This is a genomic window from Bacillus sp. FSL K6-1560, assembly GCF_038592935.1.
In the GTDB taxonomy this organism is placed as follows: domain Bacteria; phylum Bacillota; class Bacilli; order Bacillales; family Bacillaceae; genus Bacillus; species Bacillus subtilis.
The window spans coordinates 1,418,469-1,438,928 of record NZ_CP151946.1 but is presented as its reverse complement, the minus strand read 5'-3'; the positions used below and the strand labels follow the sequence as shown (position 1 = coordinate 1,438,928).

Sequence of the window (20,460 nt, the reverse complement as noted above, 5' to 3'; positions counted from 1 at the left end):
TCCTGTGCCTGTTATGATGGATCAATCAGTTTTTTAGCATGAAGCGCAAGCATATGATCTGGCTGGATATCAATTGCCTTGTCCAGCATTTCAATCGCTTTTTCTCGGTTTTCTTTATAAGCATAAGCGACACCGGCATTATAAAATGCATCTGCATGCCCTGGGTCTTGCTCTGTCACAGCTGCGAATTGGCTGAGCGCTTCGTCCAGCATGCCCTCGTTGGCTAAGCACATCCCGAATTGAAAACGCGCTTCCGTATCGTTTTCATTCAGTTCGACCGCTCTTTGTAAATATGGCAGTGCAAGCTTAGGCTGTTCGAGCTTGACAAGTACCGTTCCGAGCATGTAAAACAGGTCACCGTTTTCCATCCCCGCACGTAACGCTTTTTCAAACATGTCTTTGGCTTCTTTGTACATTTCTTTTACAACATAGACATTTCCTGCTCCATAATAAGCAGTGGCTGCGCTACTGTCTAATTCAAGCGCTTTATCATAAAACGCAAGCGCACGTTCCAGCTCGTTTACGGATGAAAGCAGGTTGGCAAAATTGATATACGGAATCGCGTCTTCTTTATTTTCTTCAATCGCTTTTGTAAATGCCTCTGCCGCTTTCTCGTAATCGCCTTCCTGCATCGCCTCTATACCGAGTTGATTATAATCCACCGATCATCTTCCTTTCATTAAAAAACCCCAACTCAGTGTTGAGGTTTTTCATCTTTTATACGTACCACAATTTTGTTCCGTCTTTGTACACATCATCAATTGTCCCGCCGCCAAGGCATTCTTCGCCGTCATAGAAGACAACGGCTTGTCCCGGCGTTACAGCGCGGACTTGTTCATCAAAGATGACTTCCGCTTCACCCTCGCCAGTCATGCGCACCGTTACTTTATGATCTTCTTGGCGGTAACGGAATTTAGCCGTGCAGGAAATCTCTTCGCCCTTCATGATATCCGAACGTACCCAGCTGATATTTGTTGCTGTGATTTTATCGGAATATAAAAGAGGGTTATGGAACCCTTGATCTACGTAGAGGATGTTCTTTTCAAGATCTTTCCCTACCGCAAACCACGGCTCGCCGCTTCCGCCGATGCCAAGGCCGTGACGCTGTCCGATCGTGTAGTACATCAACCCGTCGTGGCGGCCTTTTACTTCGCCGTCCATCGTCATCATATCGCCCGGCTGTGCAGGGAGATATTGGCTGAGAAACGTTTTGAAGTTGCGTTCGCCGATAAAGCAGATGCCTGTACTGTCTTTTTTCGTCGCTGTTGCAAGTTCTGCTTCTTTGGCAATTTCACGCACACGGCTTTTTTGAAGTTCACCGATCGGGAACATGACTTTGCTCAGCGTATCTTCTGTCAGCTGATTCAAGAAGTACGTTTGATCCTTGTTTTCATCAATGCCGCGCAGCATTCTGACTTTTCCGCCGCTTCTGTCTACTCTTGCATAGTGGCCAGTCGCTAAATAGTCGGCGCCAAGTGACAATGCATGCTCCAAAAAGGCCTTGAATTTAATTTCTTTGTTGCACAGTACATCCGGGTTTGGTGTTCTGCCTGCTTTATATTCATCAAGGAAGTATTGAAATACCTTCTCATAATATTGCTTTTCAAAGTTTACGGCATAATACGGAATTCCGATTTGGTTGCAGACGCGGATCACATCTTCATAATCCTCTGTCGCCGTGCAAAAACCGTTTTCGTCCGTATCATCCCAGTTTTTCATAAAGATTCCGATTACATCATAGCCCTGTTCTTTTAACAGCAGGGCCGCCACAGATGAGTCTACTCCGCCGGACATGCCGACGACGACTCTTGTATCCTCCGGCCGTTTTTCCATTTCATTCACTCCAATTACTACGCCGCCTTATTATGTCAGCCGTTTGACAACGTCGGCCACATGTTTGGCAGCAGTTTTCACTTGCTCAGCCGTATTGCCGAGGCCGAAGCTGATTCGAATAGAGGACGTCAGCCGGTCACTCTCTTCGCCGAACATAGCAGTCAGAACATGTGACGGCAGGACTGAACCGGCCGTACACGCTGAACCGCTGGAGACAGCGACACCCGCCATATCAAGATTGACCAGCAGCGCTTCCACTGACACACCGGGGAAATAAAGATTCAGAACATGCGGCAGACTATGCTCTTTGTCCCCGTTGATCTCGAATGCCACACCTGCATCTCTAAGCGTGTCGGCAAAGATTGCTTTAAACGATTGATACTTCTCGTTTTTTTCGTCCCGTTCTTCACTTGACAGCTTGATCGCTTCTTTCAGCCCGACAATGCCTGGAACATTTTCGGTTCCGGCACGGCGTTTTCTTTCTTGCTCTCCTCCGAATAAAAGCGGTGAAAGCTTCACATCTTTACTAGCATATAAAAAGCCTGTCCCTTTTGGCCCGTTGAGCTTGTGCCCGGAAACAGACAGAAGGTCAATATGGCTGTTTTTCACATCAATTGGCAGCAACCCGAATGCCTGAACAGCATCGGTATGAAAATAAGCTTTGTGTTCCTTTAACAGCACACCGATTTCTTCGATCGGCTGCACTGTTCCAACTTCATTATTTCCATACATCACTGTCACAAGGATTGTATCATCACGCAGTGCTTCTTTCACCTGTTTTGCACTGACTCTCCCATTTTGGTCAACGTCCAGATACGTTATGTCAAATCCGTCTTCCTCAAGTTTTTCACATGTGTGAAGCACGGCGTGATGCTCAATTTTTGTTGTGATGATATGTCTGCCAAGATCTTTTCTTGCAAGTGCGGTTCCCATGATCGCCAAGTTATCAGCTTCCGTTCCCCCGCTTGTAAAAATGATCTCCTGCTCTGCCGCTCCGATTTCTGCTGCGATCTGCGCTCTTGCTTCATCCACCCATTTTCGAGATTCTCTGCCAAATGAATGAATACTGGAGGGATTACCGAAACTGCCGGAGAAGTGCGGTATCATTTTTTCCAGCACGCGCTCATCCATCGGAGACGTTGCGGCATGATCTAAATAAATCCGTTCCATTATGTTTACACCTCTGATCTAAATATAGAACATATAAGCTTCTTGCTCTCCGTCTGTATAGCTGGCAAGATCCTCTAATGTTGTACTGTCTAAAACCTCTTTTACAGCATCCCGGATGCGAATCCAGAGCTCACGCTTGGCAGGCTCCTCATCTTCCAGCACTTCAACAGGGCTGATCGGCCCCTCAAGCACACGGATAATATCTCCCGCGGTAATGGCATCCGGCTCACTGCCTAATACATATCCGCCATATGCGCCTCTGATGCTTTTCACTAAACCGGCATTTCTGAGCGGCGATACCAGCTGCTCCAAATAATGCTCGGACAAATTATTCGTCTGTGCGATGCTTTTTAATGAAGTCGGGCCTTCACCGTGCTTTTTTGCAAGCTCGATCATAATGGTGAGCCCGTATCTTCCCTTAGTTGATATTTTCAACATGAACACCTCTGTTATTTCATGATTTTCCACATTTATAATGGTAATTTCTATATGTTTCGTCCGTTTATTATCTTATAGACCAACTGTTATTATAACATACCTTCAGCGAATTTTCATTGAGGCAGAAGGAAAGGGGCCTTTACCCTTTTCTAATGTACGGTTTTCCGTTACCCTGTAATTAAGTAAGGAGAGATGATAGATGAAGCCATTGGCATATCGGATGCGTCCGACAAAAATAGAGGATATTATCGGCCAGCAGCATCTGGTGGCTGAAGATAAAATTATTGGCAGAATGGTCCAGGCAAAACATTTGTCATCCATGATTTTGTACGGGCCGCCCGGAATTGGAAAAACATCAATCGCAACAGCAATCGCCGGTTCAACAAGTATTGCTTTTCGAAAGCTGAATGCTGTCATTAACAATAAAAAAGATATGGAAATCGTAGCTCAGGAAGCCAAGATGTCCGGCCAAGTGATTTTGATTCTGGATGAAGTCCACAGACTGGATAAAGGAAAACAGGATTTTCTATTACCCTATTTAGAAAACGGGATGATTATTTTGATCGGAGCAACGACGGCTAACCCGTATCATGCCATTAATCCGGCGATCAGAAGCCGGACCCAGATTTTTGAGCTTGAACCGTTAACACCTGATTTGATTAAACAGGCACTGGAACGTGCGCTCCATGATGAGCATCGGGGCCTTGGCACCTATTCTGTATCCATTGATGATCAGGCGATGGAGCATTTTGCCCACGGATGCGGAGGAGATGTCCGCTCCGCTTTAAATGCGCTTGAGCTTGCCGTGTTGTCAACGAAGGAGTCAGCAGACGGTGAAATTCACATTACATTAGAAACCGCGGAAGAATGCTTGCAGAAAAAAAGCTTTTCTCACGATAAAGATGGTGACGCGCATTATGATGTACTGTCCGCTTTTCAAAAATCGATCCGCGGCTCTGATGCCAACGCTGCTCTTCACTATTTGGCTAGATTAATTGAAGCCGGTGATCTGGAGAGCATCGCAAGACGATTGCTTGTTATCGCCTATGAAGATATCGGTTTAGCAAGCCCGCAAGCCGGCCCTAGAGTGCTGAACGCTATTCAGACCGCTGAGCGAGTCGGGTTTCCTGAAGCGCGAATCCCGCTGGCCAACGCAGTTATTGAGCTTTGCCTCTCACCGAAATCAAACTCTGCCATTCTGGCAATCGATGAGGCCCTGGCAGATATCAGAGCCGGAAAAATTGGTGATGTCCCGAAGCATTTAAAAGACGCGCATTATAAAGGAGCTCAGGAATTAGGAAGAGGAATCGACTATAAATACCCGCACAATTACGACAACGGTTGGGTCGAACAACAATACCTCCCTGATCCTCTGAAAAATAAGCAATACTATAAGCCGAAACAGACTGGAAAATTCGAATCCGCCTTAAAGCAGGTGTACGATAAATTAATGAAAAGAAAATAAAACAAAAACAGCCTTGATCATCAAGGCTGTTTTTATGCATTATTTATCCTTCACACGTTTGATTTCAATGTCTTTCAAAAGATCCATGACAACATGTCCGCCCATAATCAAACCTGCAACTGACGGCACAAAAGCATTAGAGGAAGGCGGCATTTTTGCTTTACGGATTTTCGCTTCGTCATTTCCCACTTCTTTTCTGACATCTTCCCGAATGACAATCGGGCTTTCATCAGAGAAAATCACTTGAACGCCTTTTTTGATCCCCTCTTTGCGTAATTTCGTACGGACGACCTTCGCAATTGGATCAGTGTGCGTTTTTGAGATATCAGCGATTTGGAAGCGTGTCGGATCCGTTTTATTTGCAGCACCCATGCTGGAGATGAGCGGAATATCCCGTTTTAGACATTCTTTCATTAAATGTATTTTATAACAAATGGTGTCTGACGCATCAATGACATAGTCAAGATCATAGTCAAAAAATTGCTCATACGTTTCTTCCGTATAGAACATTTTTAACGCGATCACTTCGCACTCCGGGTTAATGTCTGCGATCCGCTCCTTCATTAAATCAACTTTCGGCTGTCCCACAGTTGAAAGCAGCGCGTGAAGCTGACGGTTTACATTTGTAATGTCCACATCATCTTTGTCGACAAGCAGAATGCGGCCGACGCCTGACCGCGCGAGCGCTTCTGCCGCGAACGATCCGACTCCGCCGACCCCAAGCACAGCCACCGTGCTGTTTTTCAGCGTTTCAAGGCCTTCTTTTCCGATAGCTAATTCATTGCGTGAAAACTGGTGTAACAAGAACCTCACTCCACATTCGTATTCTGGTTTCATCTATAAAATGAAAATGGCTGATCCATGAGCAGCCGTTTTTTCTGCGCACAAAAAATAAAGTCCCAATAGTGCCGTTGCAGCTTTCCTTTGTTTTGAACCCGCTCTCAGCAGGTGGGTGCCCTCTTTTAAATCTTGTAAGTCCTCTTTACCGAATGAAAAGAGGCATGTACGCCATTTAAAAATGCGGGCTCCCAAATCAAAAAAATGTTCGGTCAAAACTAGGTGTACAACTAACACATCAGGACTTTATTTAACTTGTCAAAATCATATCACAGACGATTTTGATTTTCAAGAATCGAACTGCACATTCAGTTCTTAACTTTTTTCTTGATAGAAAGATGAAGCTCGTCAAGCTGAGCGTCGCTTACTTCGCCTGGCGCTTCTGTCATCAGGCAGCTTGCACTTGCCGTTTTCGGGAATGCAATCGTATCTCTCAGGTTCGTACGTCCTGCGAGAAGCATAACGAGACGGTCTAAGCCAAGTGCGATTCCGCCGTGCGGAGGAGCGCCGTATTCAAATGCTTCCAGCAGGAATCCGAACTGTTCAGCCGCTTCTTCTGGTGAGAAGCCGAGAAGCGCAAACATTTTTTCCTGAATATCCTTTTCAAAAATACGGATTGAACCGCCGCCAAGCTCATAGCCGTTTAAAACGAGGTCATAAGCTTGTGCTTTCATGTCTTCAGGCGCTGTTTCAATCAGCTCAAGGTCTTCCCGGACAGGCATTGTGAACGGATGGTGCGCTGCGTAGAAACGGCCTTCCTCAGGATCATGCTCTAATAGCGGCCAGTCAATGACCCATAAGAAATTGAACAGGTTTTCGTCAATCAGCCCACGCTCTTTCCCAAGCTTTAAACGCAGCGCGCCGAGTGATGCGGCCACAACTTCAAATTGATCCGCTCCGAACAGCAACAAATCACCTTCAGCAGCATCAAGTGCTTCAATCAGCTTAGACTGCTTTTCTTCATCAAAGAATTTAGCGATCGGTCCTTTCACTCCGTCTGGTTCAACTTTCACCCAGGCAAGTCCTTTCGCCCCATAGTTTGCAGCAAAAGCGCCAAGAGCATCGATGTCTTTTCTGGAGTAATCGCCGGCACCGCCTTTTACGTTGATGGCTTTGACCACACCGCCGTTTGCTACAGCTGATGAGAATACTTTAAATTCCGTATCCTTCACAATGTCAGACACATCTGTCAAAAGCATGTCAAAACGCGTATCCGGTTTATCAGAACCGTACTTGTTCATTGCTTCGTCATACGTCATTCGAGGAAGAGGAAGCTTAATTTCCACGCCTTTTGTTTCACGCATAATCTTTGCCATCATATCCTCAGCCAATGACATAATGTCTTCCTGGCTCATAAAGGACATTTCAATATCAATTTGCGTGAACTCAGGCTGGCGGTCCGCACGCAAGTCTTCATCACGGAAACAGCGGGCAATCTGATAATACCGTTCAATGCCTGATACCATCAGAAGCTGTTTAAATAGCTGCGGAGACTGCGGCAGCGCGTAGAACTCACCTTCGTGCACACGGCTCGGCACCAAGTAGTCACGTGCGCCTTCAGGCGTGCTTTTTGTTAAAATCGGCGTTTCAATATCAAGAAACCCGTTTTCATCTAAAAAGCTGCGGACAGCTTTCGTCACATTATGACGCATCTGCATCGTTTGAAACATAGCCGGTCTGCGCAAATCTAAGTAACGGTGTTTTAAACGAACGTCCTCTGACACTTCTTCTGCTTGATCAGAAATCGCAAATGGAGGCGTCTTTGCAGCACTTAGTACTGTCACTCCGTCAGCGTGAATTTCGATCGCACCTGTCTTCAAATTCGGATTGACTGTTCCTTCTTCCCGCGCCACTACTTTTCCTTGAACATCAAGCACGTATTCATTTCTGATGCCTTCCGCAACAGCAAGCGCTTCTTTTGACACATCGGGGTTGAAAACGACTTGAACAATTCCCGTACGGTCACGCAAGTCAATAAAAATCAATCCGCCGAGGTCTCGTCTTTTTTGGACCCAGCCTTTCAGCGTTACAGATTCGCCAATTGCTTTTTCAGTTATATCACCGCAATAATATGTTCTTCCAAACAATGCGTTTCACTCCTTATCCCTTTTGGTTTGCCTTCATCACATGTATAAATTCATCAAGTGCCACTTCAATCTGTTCGCCCGTCTGTGCATCCTTTACATTGATTTTGTTTTGGGCAAGCTCATCTTCACCCAAAATCGCAATAAATCTGGCATTTAAGCGATCAGCTGTTTTAAACTGGCCTTTCATTTTCTTATTTTCATAATCGATTTCACTGGAAATGCCTGCTTCTCTCAGTTTGTACACCAATGAAACAGAATAATCCTTTGCTTTTTCGCCGAGTGTGACGATATAGCAGTCGATTCCCTTATCAACAGGCAGCTCTCTTTTTTCAGCATCAATTGCGGCAAGCAAGCGTTCGATGCTCATCGCAAATCCGATGCCCGGTGCTTCAGGTCCGCCGATCTGTTCGACAAGCCCGTCGTAGCGTCCGCCGCCGGCAAGTGTCGTAATCGCGCCAAAGCCTTCCGCATTGCTCATAATTTCAAATGCGGTGTGGTTGTAATAATCCAGCCCTCTCACAAGGTTCGGATCGATTTCATACGAAATGCCAAGATCATTTAAGTATTGTTTCACTTTGTCAAAATAAGCGGCTGATTCTTCATTTAAATATGTCAAAATCGAAGGCGCTGATTTCATCAGCTCATGATCTCGGTCTTTTTTGCAGTCCAAGATTCTAAGCGGGTTCGTGTGCAGTCGTGACTGGCAGTCTGAACAAAATTCTTCGATGCGAGGCTCGAAGTGTTTCACGAGCGCTTCTCTGTAGCTTTTGCGGCTATCTTGATCGCCGAGACTGTTTATGACTAGCTTAACGTTTTCTAAACCTGCTTTTTCATAAATACTCATCGCAAGCGCCATTACTTCAGCGTCGATTGCAGGGTCTTTCGAACCAATCGCTTCAATTCCAAACTGATAAAACTGGCGGTAACGGCCCGTCTGAGGACGTTCATAACGGAACATCGGCCCGACATAATAAAGCTTTGTCGGCTGTACAGGATTTGCGAACAGCTTGTTTTCATTAAAGGCGCGAACCGCAGCAGCTGTTCCCTCCGGACGAAGCGTCAGGCTTCTGCCTTTGCGATCCTCGAAGGTATACATTTCTTTTTGTACGATATCCGTTGATTCTCCGACGCCTCTGGCAAACAGTTCTGTATGCTCAAAAATCGGTGTGCGGATTTCTTTATATTGATAAGTGCGGCAAGTGTCTCTCATAATTTGTTCAACATACTGCCAGCGATCTGATTCTCCAGGCAGAATATCCTGTGTTCCTCTCGGAATGTTATATCCCATAGGTAGACCTCCTTATGTATTCCTTATAAAATATCCAATGATCGTTAATGATGAAAATGAAAAAAACTCCCGCCCCTACTATACATGATAGTAGGGACGAGAGTTATACCCGTGGTGCCACCCTAGTTGGAATACGTTCATATTCCCGCTCGATCCTTTAACGCAGGTTCACGTTCACTGCCTAATGGCGTTATTCACGCGTTCAGCAGGAAACCTCCGGAGTGTTGTTTCGAGAAAGACGCAATGGGATCCGCTTTCAGCCTAGGGCGGGTTCCTCTCTAATCATGCAATCTGACCTACTCTTCTCCATTATTGGTTCAAATCTTTCATCATTTGCTATGTACTCAATTTCTATTATAATAATGGGATTGGGGTTCTCTGTCAAGCTTTATTCCGGTTGTTTTTCCTCAGCGCTGCTTCTTTGGACATAAGACCAAATTCAGATGCTGTTTCCGTAAGATAACCAGTCGTATCGGGATCTGCGTGATCGCTGTAATGCAGATTCGCTTCACCGTCGTGAAATGCACGTCCCATTTTTGGATGATATTTCATGATTTGCACACCTTTTTGATTGTATTTACGCTTAGTATAAACAAATCATTTTATTTTTATTTAAAAATCAGAAAGGACTTTACGATATTAAACAAGAATGCTTTTTTAATGATCATCAGAAAGGAGGACACAATGAACAAGAAATACTTTGTCCTTATTGTATGTATTATTTTCACCGCAGCGCTATTCCCGACCTTTTCATCCGTTACAGCTGCTCAAGGAGAAGCGGTCATCGCAACAGATGAAATGAACGTCAGAAGCGGCCCTGGGCTTAGCTACGGCATTACAGCGGAAGTAAAAAAGGGAGAACGCTATCCAATTTTAAAGGAAGATGGAGACTGGGTGCAGATACAGCTTGGTTCCGGAGAAAAGGGCTGGGTAGTCTCCTGGCTTATTACAAAGGAAGACCAGGCCAGCACAAGCTCCTCAGGAAGCAGTGACACTGTGACATCAACAGACCCCGATCTGCGGATGAGAAGCGGCCCGGGCACTTCCTACGAAGTCATCGGCAAATTCCCGCAAGGCAGCCAAGCATCTATCATTGATAAAGATTCGGGCTGGATCAAGATATCCTATCACAGTGCCACCGGGTGGGTATCATCTGAATATGTCACATCAGGAGGCAGCAGTTCAGCGTCTGATGAGAGTGACCAAACCGAGGATTCCGGTGCGTCAACGACGGGCACAGTCGGTGTTTCTTCGCTAAATGTAAGAGCCTCCGCCTCACATGACGCGGCAATTATAACAAAACTTGATCGCGGAACGAAACTGACGGTTCTCAACGAGAAAAATGGCTGGGCTCACATTGAGGTGAACGGGCTAAAAGGCTGGGTTGCAAGCCATTACCTTTTGACTAGTTCTGTTCCAGCTGATGATTCAGCAAATGCCGGCAGTTCATCCTCCGCTAAAAAAGCCTATATCATGTACGGAGGAACGAATCTAAGAAGTGATGCGTCAACATCAGCTTCGATCGTTGAGCGCGCTGCCAAAGGAGATTCATACACCATTACCGGTTCAAAGGGAAGCTGGTATGAAATAAAGCTTGATAACGGGCAAACTGCTTATGTAGCCAATTGGGTGGTCCAAACGTCTAAAAGCGCAGAAGAAGCAGGTGAACCGCCAGTCTCTGATTCCCCGTCTGGAAACGGCTCTCTAAACAATAAAACGATTATTGTTGACCCGGGACATGGAGGAAAAGACAGCGGAACGATCGGGTATTCGGGGAAATTCGAGAAAAACCTGACGATCAAAACGGCAAAACTGCTCGCCAGCAAACTTAGATCGGCTGGAGCGGATGTATATGTGACACGCCAGGATGATACCTTTGTCAGCCTGCAGTCACGGGTCTCTACCTCTCACTACCGTAACGCTGACGCCTTTATCAGCATTCATTATGACAGCTATGCGGATACCTCTACAAGAGGCAGTACAGCATATTACTACAGTCCTGCCAAAGATCAGGAACTCGCATCAGATGTCCACTCAGAAGTGGTGAAGCGTTCTTCCATTCCAGACCGCGGCGTATTATTCGGAGATTATTATGTGCTCCGGGAAAACAGACAGCCCGCTATGCTGTACGAGCTGGGATATGTAAGCCATCCGCAGGAAGAAGCCATTGTACATAGCAATTCATACCAAGAAAAAGTAACGGATGGGATCGAAAGCGGATTAGAGAAATACTTCCAATAAAAAAAGCTGCCTTTTGGCAGCTTTTTTTATTTTGAATCCATAATGAGCGTGACCGGTCCGGAGTTTGTAAGCTGAACATCCATCATTGCTCCAAACGTTCCGGTCTCCACTTTGATTCCTTTTTCACGAAGCAGGTCATTCCATTTTTCATAAAGACCTAAAGCTTTATCAGGTTTGGCCGCGTTCATGTAGTTCGGCCGGCGCCCTTTTTTCGTATCTCCATAAAGCGTAAACTGTGAGACGGATAAAATCTCTCCTCCTATATCTACAAGAGACAGATTCATTTTCCCTTCACTGTCATCGAAAATACGGAGATTGACAACTTTATCGGCTAAATAAGCTGCATCATCTTCTGTATCATCGTGAGTGATGCCGACCAGCACCATAAGGCCTTGTCCAATTTGGCCGACGACCTCTTCGTCCACTGTAACGCTTGCTTCTGTTACTCGCTGAACAACTAATCTCATTTTCTAACCCCTTTAGTTCATGACGCGGCGCACAGAGTAGATATCTCTAATCTGTTTAATACGCTCGACGACTTTGTGCAAGTGATTGATATTCTGTATGAAAATCGCCATATGGATGGTTGCCACTTTATTGCGATCCGATTTGCCAGAGACAGATGAAATATTTGTTTTCGTTTCATTCACTGCCTGGAGCACCTCGTTCAGCAATCCGCGGCGGTCATACCCAAGAATCTCTATCTCAACATTGTATTCCTTGCGCTTTTGAACTTGTGACTCATGCTCCCACTCTACCGGGATCAGCCGCTCTTGGGCTTCATTCGTTTTGACATTCGGACAGTCTTCGCGATGGACCGAAACCCCTCTGCCTTTTGTGATAAAGCCGACAATATCATCACCTGGCACAGGATTGCAGCATTTTGATAAACGGACAAGGAGGTTGTCAATGCCCTTGACACGAACGCCAGCTTCCCGTTTTCTTCCTTGCGGGTATGGCTTAGGTTCCCCAGTGACTTCCTGAACGATCTTTTCCTGTTCTTCCTGATCGCGCTGCTTTCTCTCTTTTTCTGTTAGGCGGTTCGCCACCTGCAGAGCTGTGATGCCGTTGTAACCGACCGCCGCGTACATATCCTCTTCATTTGAGAAATTAAATTTGTCAGCAACCTTTTGAATATTCTCCGGCGTTAAAACATCCTTCAATTCAAAATCCAAGTTTTTAATTTCTTTTTCGACCAGCTCACGGCCTTTTTCGACATTTTCTTCACGCCGCTGTTTCTTAAAGAATTGACGGATTTTATGCTTCGCTTGGGATGTTTGGGCAAGCTTCACCCAATCCTGGCTCGGGCCGTAGGAATGCTTAGAGGTGAGAATTTCAACGATATCACCTGTCCGAAGCTTATGGTCAAGCGTAACCATTTTTCCGTTTACTTTGGCACCGATTGTTTTATTGCCGATTTCAGAGTGAATCCGGTAAGAAAAGTCAATCGGAACAGAACCGGACGGAAGCTCGATTACATCTCCTTTTGGCGTAAAGACATACACCATGTCAGAGAACAAATCAATTTTGAGCGATTCCATAAATTCTTCTGCATCTGTCGATTCATTTTGAAATTCTAAAATTTCACGGAACCAAGAAAGCTTTTTCTCAAAGGTTGCACCTTCATTGGCTGCTTTCCCTTCTTTATAAGCCCAGTGAGCCGCAACCCCGTATTCCGCTATTTCATGCATTTCAAAGGTGCGGATCTGCACTTCAAGCGGATCGCCTTTAGGCCCAATAACCGTTGTATGAAGCGATTGATACATATTCGGCTTCGGCATTGCGATATAATCTTTGAATCTGCCGGGCATCGGTTTCCAGCATGTGTGAATGATGCCAAGCACCGCGTAGCAGTCCTTTATGCTATTCACAAGAATACGGACAGCCAGCAAATCGTAAATTTCATTGAATTGCTTATTTTGCAGCACCATTTTTCGATAAATGCTGTAAATATGTTTCGGACGTCCCGAGAAGTCAGCCTTGATATTTACTTCTTCGACACGTTTCTTCACTTCATTGACAACCTCATCGACATAAAGCTCACGTTCTGCACGTTTCTTCTTCATGAGGTTGACAATTCTGTAATATTGCTGAGGGTTCAAATAACGGAGCGCCGTATCTTCCAATTCCCACTTAATTTTTGAAATCCCGAGACGATGCGCCAAAGGAGCAAAAATTTCCAGCGTTTCATTGGAGATTCTCCGCTGTTTTTCCTGAGGCAGATGTTTCAGTGTCCGCATATTGTGAAGACGATCCGCCAGCTTGATCAATATGACCCTGATATCTTGAGCCATAGCGACAAACATTTTGCGATGATTTTCCGCCTGCTGTTCCTCTTGAGATTTATATTTAATTTTGCCGAGTTTCGTTACGCCGTCTACAAGCATTGCCACTTCTTCGGAAAATGCTTCTTTCAGGTCATCGAGCGTCACATCTGTATCTTCCACGACATCGTGCAAAAATCCGCCCGCGATTGTGGAAGGGTCCATTTCAAGATCAACGAGAATCCCCGCAACCTGAATCGGATGAATAATATATGGCTCGCCCGATTTGCGGTATTGCTCGCGATGAGCATCTTCAGCGTACAGATATGCTTTTTCGACAAATGCGATATGCTCATCAGATAGATAGCTGCGCGCTTTATCTATAACTTGCTCGGCAGTCAATACTTGTTCGTTCGCCATGGAATCACCTTTTTTAAAATGTAAACTGTATTGTAGTTTATTATCAAGAAAAAAACGAAAGATGTAAAGAGCAGAAGTTCAAATAGCCAAATATTATATAAAATAAATGCAAAACAATAGGAAAAAAGCACCCTGACATGGAGTGCTTTTTCGTTATGCGGTTATCCTTAGTATTTCATCAATGTTAAGATGTCGTAATCTTCGAGCTTATTTCTGCCGTCAAGGTAAGAAAGCTCGATTAAGAAAGCGATACCAGCAACAACGCCGCCAAGTTCTTCAACAAGTTTGATTGTCGCTTCAATTGTGCCGCCTGTCGCAAGCAGGTCATCTGTAATAAGCACACGCTGACCAGGCTTAATCGCATCTTTGTGGATCGTTAATACGTCTTTTCCGTATTCCAAGCCATAATCCACTTTGATTACTTCACGAGGCAACTTGCCTTCTTTGCGGACCGGCGCAAAACCTACGCCAAGCGCGTAAGCAACGGGACAGCCGATAATAAAGCCGCGCGCTTCAGGGCCAACGACCAAATCAATTTGCTTTTCTTTCGCATATTCAACAATTTGATCTGTGGCATAGCGGTATACATCGCCTTTATCCATCAGTGTCGTAATATCTTTAAATTGCACGCCCTCTTTCGGGTAATCCGGTACAATTGTTACGTATTGTTTTAAATCCATCTGTTTTATGTCCTCCTCGTACTTTCATAAGCCTCTGAATCTTGTTTCATCAGCTTATTCAGCCATTCCTTCAGCTCTTCAGCAGAAGAATAATTCAGCTTTTGATCCAGTTCCATCAGCTGCTGTTTCGCCTGATATGTTTGTGAGTCTGTTAAGTCGCGTTTCTTTGCTCCGCTCACAACAGACAGCACACCATTCTCTATTTTAACAAAACCGAGATCAAAAAACACCTTTGTCATGAAATTGATTGTTTCAACGGACCAGCCTTTATGTTTTGCAAGCTCTGAACCGTGTTTTTTCACGTCAAAAGCGCCTCTTTTCAGCAAGAACGCATAATACCATTTAAAGTGGTCTCTTGCGGGAAAAGTTGATAAAAAGTGGTCCTCATGATTGAGAAAAATAAAATATATCCGCTCGGGCGCCTTTCCTTCCAGCAAACGTGCGAGCATGTCCAGCGAAGGCGGCGGATCCAGTAATACAATATATGCACCATCGAGGTCAAACGCCTTTGCTTGATCTTTAGAACTGATGACGTGCACTTCTCGGCGAAGGTCTTCAGTTTGAAGTAATGTTGTTGAGTCTTCTTTGAAAGAGACAATGGCCCGTTTAGCAGATGGAAGGGCGGAAACTGTGTCTTCCCACGTCCGTTTTCCCCTTAAATCAAACAGCTGCCATTCAGAAACAGCGGCATCCTTTATCATAAGCTGCGGCTTTTTTCGATTGTTCCATTCGTTGATTGACATCTCACCGACAATGGAAATTCTTGAACCCGGTACGATGCCTTCTTGAAGCTCGCCTTTATTAAAACCGACGCAATCAAGCTGGGACGACTCGTTTCTGATCGTCATTTTGACATGAGTTTTATTTGCCCCTATCTTGCGGACATCTTCCAGTACTGCATTTTCTACGAGAACGTGCGGTTTCGGGTTCAGCATGCCAAAAGGAGACAGCATGTTCATTTCTGCGATGCTTTCAACTGTAATGTCTTCGACGCCGCAGACAAGGTCGACTTCCTGTACGGGAATAAAATCCTCTTCCGTAAGCGTATTGTCCGCTATTTCATTCAGCCTGCTTCGCAAATCCGGCACATCTTCGGCTTTCAGCGTCATCCCCGCAGCCATTGGATGGCCGCCGAAATGAGGAAGAATATCTCTGCATTCAGAAAGGCTCTCAAATAAATTAAATCCTCTGATGCTTCGGGCCGAACCTTTAGCGATTCCCTTTTCTTCATCAATACCAAGAACAATGGCCGGTCGGTAGAAACGGTCCACAAGCTTTGAAGCCACAATCCCGACGACTCCCGGGTTCCATCCGGCTTTGGCCACGACAATTGCAGTTTGATCGAGCCCTTGCTGTTCAACCATTTCAATCGCTTCATCCGTCATTTTGCTGACCATTTTTTGGCGCTCTTTGTTCAGCTGGTCAATTTCTGCGGCAAGCTCTTCCGCTTCAAACGAATCCTCTGACATAAGCAAATGAACAGCGGGATCCGCCTGTTCGATTCTTCCGACGGCATTCAGCCTTGGTGCGAGCTGAAATCCGACTGTTTCTTCGTTCGCTTCTCCGATGTCTCCGCCTGACAGCTTAATCAGCTCTTTTAAGCCGAGCCGATTTGTCCGTCGAAGCCTTTCAAGTCCTAGTGTTGCTATTAATCTGTTTTCGTCATGCAGCGGGACTAGATCGGCAATGGTGCCGATAGCCGCCAGGTCAAGCAGTTCATCAGGAAGTTCACCCAATAAAGCGTGGGCAAGCTTAAACGCGACTCCAACCCCGGCAAGCTCTTTAAACGGGTAAGTGCAGCCAGGCTGCTTCGGGTGGACGATCGCACGGACATCCGGAAGCTCCGGTCCCGGTTCATGATGATCGGTAATGATGACATCCAGTCCGAGTTCCTTTGCCACCTTCGCTTCATGCACAGCGGCAATTCCTGTATCAACCGTAATGATCAAAGAGAAGCCCCGTTCTTTAATCGAACGAAACGCCTGTTCATTAGGTCCATATCCTTCTTTAAAACGGTCAGGTATATAAAAATCAACTTGAGCCGACAGTTTTTGCAGCGTGTGAAGCATCACTGACGTACTTGTAACCCCATCGGCGTCATAATCGCCATATATCATAATCTTTTCTTGTTGTGAAATCGCCTGTTTTATTCGATCTGCCGCTTCTTTCATGCCTTTCATTTCAAAAGGATCATAAAAATCGGCATCCTTTGTATGTAAAAACAGCCTAGCGCTTTCTGCCGTATCAAAGCCTCTTTTTACAAGCAGGGACGCAACAAGAGGTGTTATATGCAATTGTTCTGTGAGTGATTTGACCTTATCCTGATCTGGTCGCTGGATTTCCCATCGCATTTTTGACGCTAACATAAATTCACCCCTCAACCACCCTATTATACTAGAGCAGGCTGAGGGGTTTCAAATAATATTCGAAAACTAGTCTTTTTTCTCAATCATGGCTGATGCATCCTGTGTGTCAGTCTGATCAGCAAGATGAGTATCCTCTTGTTTATGTATTGCTGTTCTATTTTCTTTCCGCAAGGTTTTTATTTCCCGCTTCAATTTCATTACCTGAAAAATGCCGACAGAAAATACGATCAGTGCTCCCATTAAAACTGAGCCCAAAATAACAAGAATGAGCGGCCATTCTGATCTTCCAAACAGGTAATCAACTTCTACGGATCGAACATTAATGACTGCGAAAATAGCGACAATTAAGGTGAAAATAAGTGCGAAAATAATGGTCCATTGTTTATTCATTCTCTTTTCCCCCAAACTTCTTATTGAGGTAACTTTCCCTATCAAGACTGGTTTTAAACATGGCTTAACACTAGGTTAAGCTCCCTTTGCTGTTAATTTTTCCCGGATCAGCCTCTTCAGTCCGGTTCCCTCACCGGAAATCACAAGTGTATCGCCTTCGTCAATGACTGTTTCAGAGCTCGGATTCAGTTGTTTATCCTGATTCTTTTTAACAATTGCAATGACCGTCACATGATATTCCTGACCCACATTCAAATCACCAATCGTCTGATGAATGGCAGGCGCTCCCGCCTCTGCTTTACACCACTCTATAATCAAATCATCAAGGGCTGACTCGACCTGTTCTAATGCTTTCGGTTTATATGCCATTCCGCCAAGAATTGCAGACATTTGCCTTGCTTCAGCGTCATCAAACTGCACGGAGGCAACACATTCCTCATGGTCGTTTTCGTCAAAATAGTAAAGCTCTCTCCGTCCGTCATGATGAATGATAATTGAAATTTTATCACGGTTTCTAGTAATCATTTCAACTTTTTGTCCTATGCCCGGCAGCTCTGATTCGCGAACCCTCATATATAAACCCTCCTACATATCTGAAAACCAGCCATAAACACTTTTAACACCATATATATGTTTAAATGTAAGCGTATGTCATTATAGCAAATGTCTATTTTAAGTTCAATGAAACTTCAAAAAACAGGCTGCCCTGCAGAGGACAGCCTGATATTTTTTATTGCGCCGAATCTTTTTTCAGTTCTCTTCCTTTCCATGCAAGCCAAATTTGTGCGGCAATGTATAGAGAAGAATAAACGCCTGTTAACAGCCCGACCAATAAAGCAATTGAGAAGTTAGTAATAGAAGATGCTCCAAAGATCAGCAATGTCACAACAACAATCACAACGGTTAATACAGTGTTAATTGAACGTGTAAAGGTTTGCTGCAGGCTCAGGTTTACAATATGGTTCAGATCGGCAAAGGTTTTCGGCTTACGCTTTTTCATATGCTCGCGGACCCTGTCAAATGTAACGATTGTATCGTTAATGGAATACCCGATTATCGTCAAGATGGCCGCGATGAATGTAACATCTACCTCAAGCCTTGTAATACTGAAGAACGTGACGATAAAGAATGCGTCATATAGCAATGAGGCGATGGCAGCAATCGCCATTTTGTATTCGAATCGGATTGAAACGTAAATAATGATGCCAATAGAAGCTATAGCAACTGCGTACAGCGCATTTCTTGCCAGCTCCTTACCGACTGTCGGTGAAACTGTGCTGACATTTGGCTCTGATCCGTATTTGTCTTTAAAATACGTTTTTACTTTTGCTATGGTTTCTTTATCTGGCACCCCGACAAAACGGGCAACACCGATATTGCTCTTTTCGCCTGACAGAACTACAGTATCAGGGTCCATACCCAGAGATTCAAAATCCTTCTCAACTTGCTCTGTCGTCAGCTTATGGTCGCTTTGTACTTCAATCCGTGCACCGCTTGCAAAGTCAATGCCAAGATTCAGCCTGAACACAAGCAGGATAATAATCCCGGCAACCGTGACCGCACTGGAGAAAATAAAGAAGTATTTGCGTTTGCTCGTGAAATCCCATTTTTGGAATGGCGTATGCGGCTCTGTATTTTCATCCGTATCCTGAATATCCATGATATGTTTCTTATTGACACCAAACCAGCCTTTTTTCCGATCAAGCCATCTGCTTTCCACAAGGAGAGCGAGGAGAAATCTCGATAAGAAAACGGCAGTGATAAAGCTTGTCAAAATCGATAGGATCAGCATTGTCGCAAACCCTTTAACAGAGCTTGTCCCAAAGATAAAGAGCACAACCGCTGCAATAATGGTTGTAATATTCGCGTCAAAAATCGTCGCAAATGACCGTCTGTTTCCTGAACGGAAGGCAGAGCGGACTGACTTTCCTAGCTTGAGCTCTTCTTTAATCCGCTCATAGGTAATAATGTTGGCGTCAACAGCCATCCCGACACCTAAAATGAGAGCGGCAATTCCCGGAAGCGTGAGTACGGCATTCATCCAGTCAAAGATCTGGAGTGTAATGTAGATATAAACAGACAGCGTAATCACCGCGATTAATCCCGGCAGACGGTAATAGAAAAGCATAAATAAGAAAATAATTGCGATACCGACAATACCGGCAAACACCGTATCATGGAGAGCCTGCTGGCCGAATTGTGCGCCTACTGATGTCGAATACTTTTCAGTCAGTTTCACAGGAAGTGCGCCTGCGTTTAAAATGCTGGCTAAATCTTTTGCTTCTTGAGCTGTGAAATGACCTTCAATTTTTACATCAGTTGTATTTAGCTCCTGACTTACATTTGGAGCGGATACAAATTTAGGATGCTCTTTTTGAACTTCTTTCTTAAAGGAATCACCTTTATCATAATCCAGCCAAATGACAAGCTGGTTGTTTGGCGCCATTTTCATGACCTTCTTGGTCACTTCACCAAATTTATCAGCGTCTTTCAGCTTAATCGTGACAATTGGCTCATTTGTTGTGCTATCATAAGTTTGTTTAGCGCCGTTTTCGACTAAATCAGCACCGTTTAACAGTTCCTTATCATTTGCATCTCTGAAAGAAAGCTGCGCTTCAGTCGCCAAAATTTCACGCGCTCTGTTTTGGTTTGTCACACCTGCGAGCTGAACGCGAATCCGGTTATTCCCTTCAATTTGGATGTTCGGTTCGCTGACACCGAGAACATTGGCCCGGCGGTTCAGTGCCTCTACTGTGCTGACCAGAACGTCTTTTGTGATTTTGTCACCTTTTTTTACAGGCTGTACATCATACAGCACCTCAAATCCGCCTTGCAAATCCAATCCTAACGTAATATTGTTAGCGGCAGGCTTCGTAAAGTAGCCCAAGCCCGTGCCGATCAATAGAACGAAAAGGAAAAACGCAATCAAGCGTCCTTTTTTCATTATGTATATCCTCCCTTAAACCTGTGCAAATCAACCT

At 44.9% G+C, this 20,460-nt stretch carries 17 protein-coding genes, 1 other RNA gene and 1 other annotated feature; of the genes, 2 read left to right on the top strand and 16 right to left on the bottom strand.

Features of this window, described 5'->3' with window-relative positions:
* Positions 1 to 11: 11 nt before the first annotated feature.
* The 4 genes from NYE22_RS07700 to cymR form a co-directional block, all read right to left on the bottom strand.
* The gene (locus NYE22_RS07700) at positions 12 to 632 is read right to left on the bottom strand and encodes a tetratricopeptide repeat protein (RefSeq protein WP_166444025.1); all 621 of its coding nucleotides are present in this window, start codon (positions 630 to 632) and stop codon (positions 12 to 14) included.
* An 85-nt stretch (positions 633 to 717) separates the two neighbouring features.
* Complete coding sequence (mnmA, locus tag NYE22_RS07695; RefSeq protein ID WP_004398509.1) at positions 718 to 1,833, bottom strand: tRNA 2-thiouridine(34) synthase MnmA; 1,116 nt, start codon at positions 1,831 to 1,833, stop codon at positions 718 to 720.
* A 30-nt stretch (positions 1,834 to 1,863) separates the two neighbouring features.
* Positions 1,864 to 3,003 carry a cysteine desulfurase family protein gene (locus tag NYE22_RS07690; protein ID WP_169037781.1) on the bottom strand — a complete coding sequence of 380 codons (1,140 nt, stop codon included), beginning with the start codon at positions 3,001 to 3,003 and terminating at the stop codon, positions 1,864 to 1,866.
* Between the two features lie 18 nt (positions 3,004 to 3,021).
* A complete protein-coding gene (gene cymR, locus NYE22_RS07685; protein ID WP_003225879.1) occupies positions 3,022 to 3,438 on the bottom strand; it encodes a cysteine metabolism transcriptional regulator CymR in 417 nt (138 codons plus the stop codon).
* 202 nt (positions 3,439 to 3,640) lie between these two features.
* On the opposite strand from cymR, the gene NYE22_RS07680 reads away from it, so the two are divergent.
* Positions 3,641 to 4,906 (top strand): replication-associated recombination protein A, encoded by a 1,266-nt coding sequence (locus tag NYE22_RS07680; protein ID WP_015714437.1) that lies wholly within the window; start codon positions 3,641 to 3,643, stop codon positions 4,904 to 4,906.
* Positions 4,907 to 4,945: 39 nt separating this feature from the next.
* On the opposite strand, the gene NYE22_RS07675 is transcribed toward NYE22_RS07680, so the two are convergent.
* The 5 genes from NYE22_RS07675 to NYE22_RS07655 form a co-directional block, all read right to left on the bottom strand.
* The gene (locus NYE22_RS07675) at positions 4,946 to 5,710 is read right to left on the bottom strand and encodes a tRNA threonylcarbamoyladenosine dehydratase (protein WP_163116854.1); all 765 of its coding nucleotides are present in this window, start codon (positions 5,708 to 5,710) and stop codon (positions 4,946 to 4,948) included.
* An 88-nt stretch (positions 5,711 to 5,798) separates the two neighbouring features.
* Positions 5,799 to 5,991: non-coding RNA, 6S RNA (ssrS, locus tag NYE22_RS07670), on the bottom strand.
* A 60-nt stretch (positions 5,992 to 6,051) separates the two neighbouring features.
* Positions 6,052 to 7,830: an aspartate--tRNA ligase gene (gene aspS, locus NYE22_RS07665; RefSeq protein ID WP_161986230.1), complete on the bottom strand. Its 1,779-nt coding sequence runs from the start codon at positions 7,828 to 7,830 to the stop codon at positions 6,052 to 6,054.
* 13 nt (positions 7,831 to 7,843) lie between these two features.
* On the bottom strand, positions 7,844 to 9,118 hold the full coding sequence (gene hisS / locus NYE22_RS07660; RefSeq protein WP_014480430.1) for a histidine--tRNA ligase: 1,275 nt from the start codon (positions 9,116 to 9,118) through the stop codon (positions 7,844 to 7,846).
* An 89-nt stretch (positions 9,119 to 9,207) separates the two neighbouring features.
* Positions 9,208 to 9,440 (bottom strand) — a binding site (T-box leader).
* Positions 9,441 to 9,499: 59 nt separating this feature from the next.
* Positions 9,500 to 9,670, bottom strand: a complete 171-nt coding sequence (locus tag NYE22_RS07655; RefSeq protein ID WP_004399157.1) for a YrzK family protein — start codon at positions 9,668 to 9,670, stop codon at positions 9,500 to 9,502.
* A gap of 132 nt (positions 9,671 to 9,802) precedes the next feature.
* Here NYE22_RS07655 and NYE22_RS07650 point away from each other — a divergent pair, with 132 nt between their 5' ends.
* The gene (locus NYE22_RS07650) at positions 9,803 to 11,359 is read left to right on the top strand and encodes an SH3 domain-containing protein (protein WP_161986231.1); all 1,557 of its coding nucleotides are present in this window, start codon (positions 9,803 to 9,805) and stop codon (positions 11,357 to 11,359) included.
* 26 nt (positions 11,360 to 11,385) lie between these two features.
* On the opposite strand, the gene dtd is transcribed toward NYE22_RS07650, so the two are convergent.
* The 7 genes from dtd to secDF form a co-directional block, all read right to left on the bottom strand.
* Entirely contained in the window at positions 11,386 to 11,826 is a 441-nt protein-coding gene (gene dtd, locus NYE22_RS07645; RefSeq protein ID WP_004398689.1) for a D-aminoacyl-tRNA deacylase, read from the bottom strand.
* Between the two features lie 12 nt (positions 11,827 to 11,838).
* Positions 11,839 to 14,043 carry a GTP diphosphokinase gene (gene relA / locus NYE22_RS07640; RefSeq protein WP_003229747.1) on the bottom strand — a complete coding sequence of 735 codons (2,205 nt, stop codon included), beginning with the start codon at positions 14,041 to 14,043 and terminating at the stop codon, positions 11,839 to 11,841.
* A 167-nt stretch (positions 14,044 to 14,210) separates the two neighbouring features.
* Positions 14,211 to 14,723: an adenine phosphoribosyltransferase gene (locus tag NYE22_RS07635; RefSeq protein WP_003229745.1), complete on the bottom strand. Its 513-nt coding sequence runs from the start codon at positions 14,721 to 14,723 to the stop codon at positions 14,211 to 14,213.
* A 5-nt stretch (positions 14,724 to 14,728) separates the two neighbouring features.
* A complete protein-coding gene (gene recJ, locus NYE22_RS07630; protein ID WP_003246110.1) occupies positions 14,729 to 17,089 on the bottom strand; it encodes a single-stranded-DNA-specific exonuclease RecJ in 2,361 nt (786 codons plus the stop codon).
* A 66-nt stretch (positions 17,090 to 17,155) separates the two neighbouring features.
* On the bottom strand, positions 17,156 to 17,479 hold the full coding sequence (locus NYE22_RS07625; RefSeq protein WP_003229740.1) for a lipopolysaccharide assembly LapA domain-containing protein: 324 nt from the start codon (positions 17,477 to 17,479) through the stop codon (positions 17,156 to 17,158).
* Positions 17,480 to 17,554: 75 nt separating this feature from the next.
* Positions 17,555 to 18,052 carry a cation:proton antiporter regulatory subunit gene (locus NYE22_RS07620; RefSeq protein WP_003229739.1) on the bottom strand — a complete coding sequence of 166 codons (498 nt, stop codon included), beginning with the start codon at positions 18,050 to 18,052 and terminating at the stop codon, positions 17,555 to 17,557.
* Between the two features lie 157 nt (positions 18,053 to 18,209).
* A complete protein-coding gene (secDF, locus tag NYE22_RS07615; protein WP_015251564.1) occupies positions 18,210 to 20,423 on the bottom strand; it encodes a protein translocase subunit SecDF in 2,214 nt (737 codons plus the stop codon).
* Positions 20,424 to 20,460: the final 37 nt, after the last annotated feature.

Coding starts and splice junctions, on each gene's coding strand:
- NYE22_RS07700 (WP_166444025.1), bottom strand. CDS start 632: ATGCAGGAAGGCGATTACGAGAAAGCGGCAGAGGCATTTACAAAAGCG.
- mnmA (WP_004398509.1), bottom strand. CDS start 1,833: ATGGAAAAACGGCCGGAGGATACAAGAGTCGTCGTCGGCATGTCCGGC.
- NYE22_RS07690 (WP_169037781.1), bottom strand. CDS start 3,003: ATGGAACGGATTTATTTAGATCATGCCGCAACGTCTCCGATGGATGAG.
- NYE22_RS07680 (WP_015714437.1), top strand. CDS start 3,641: ATGAAGCCATTGGCATATCGGATGCGTCCGACAAAAATAGAGGATATT.
- hisS (WP_014480430.1), bottom strand. CDS start 9,118: ATGGGATATAACATTCCGAGAGGAACACAGGATATTCTGCCTGGAGAA.
- NYE22_RS07655 (WP_004399157.1), bottom strand. CDS start 9,670: ATGAAATATCATCCAAAAATGGGACGTGCATTTCACGACGGTGAAGCG.
- NYE22_RS07650 (WP_161986231.1), top strand. CDS start 9,803: ATGAACAAGAAATACTTTGTCCTTATTGTATGTATTATTTTCACCGCA.
- dtd (WP_004398689.1), bottom strand. CDS start 11,826: ATGAGATTAGTTGTTCAGCGAGTAACAGAAGCAAGCGTTACAGTGGAC.
- relA (WP_003229747.1), bottom strand. CDS start 14,043: ATGGCGAACGAACAAGTATTGACTGCCGAGCAAGTTATAGATAAAGCG.
- NYE22_RS07635 (WP_003229745.1), bottom strand. CDS start 14,723: ATGGATTTAAAACAATACGTAACAATTGTACCGGATTACCCGAAAGAG.
- recJ (WP_003246110.1), bottom strand. CDS start 17,089: ATGTTAGCGTCAAAAATGCGATGGGAAATCCAGCGACCAGATCAGGAT.
- NYE22_RS07625 (WP_003229740.1), bottom strand. CDS start 17,479: ATGAATAAACAATGGACCATTATTTTCGCACTTATTTTCACCTTAATT.
- NYE22_RS07620 (WP_003229739.1), bottom strand. CDS start 18,052: ATGAGGGTTCGCGAATCAGAGCTGCCGGGCATAGGACAAAAAGTTGAA.
- secDF (WP_015251564.1), bottom strand. CDS start 20,423: ATGAAAAAAGGACGCTTGATTGCGTTTTTCCTTTTCGTTCTATTGATC.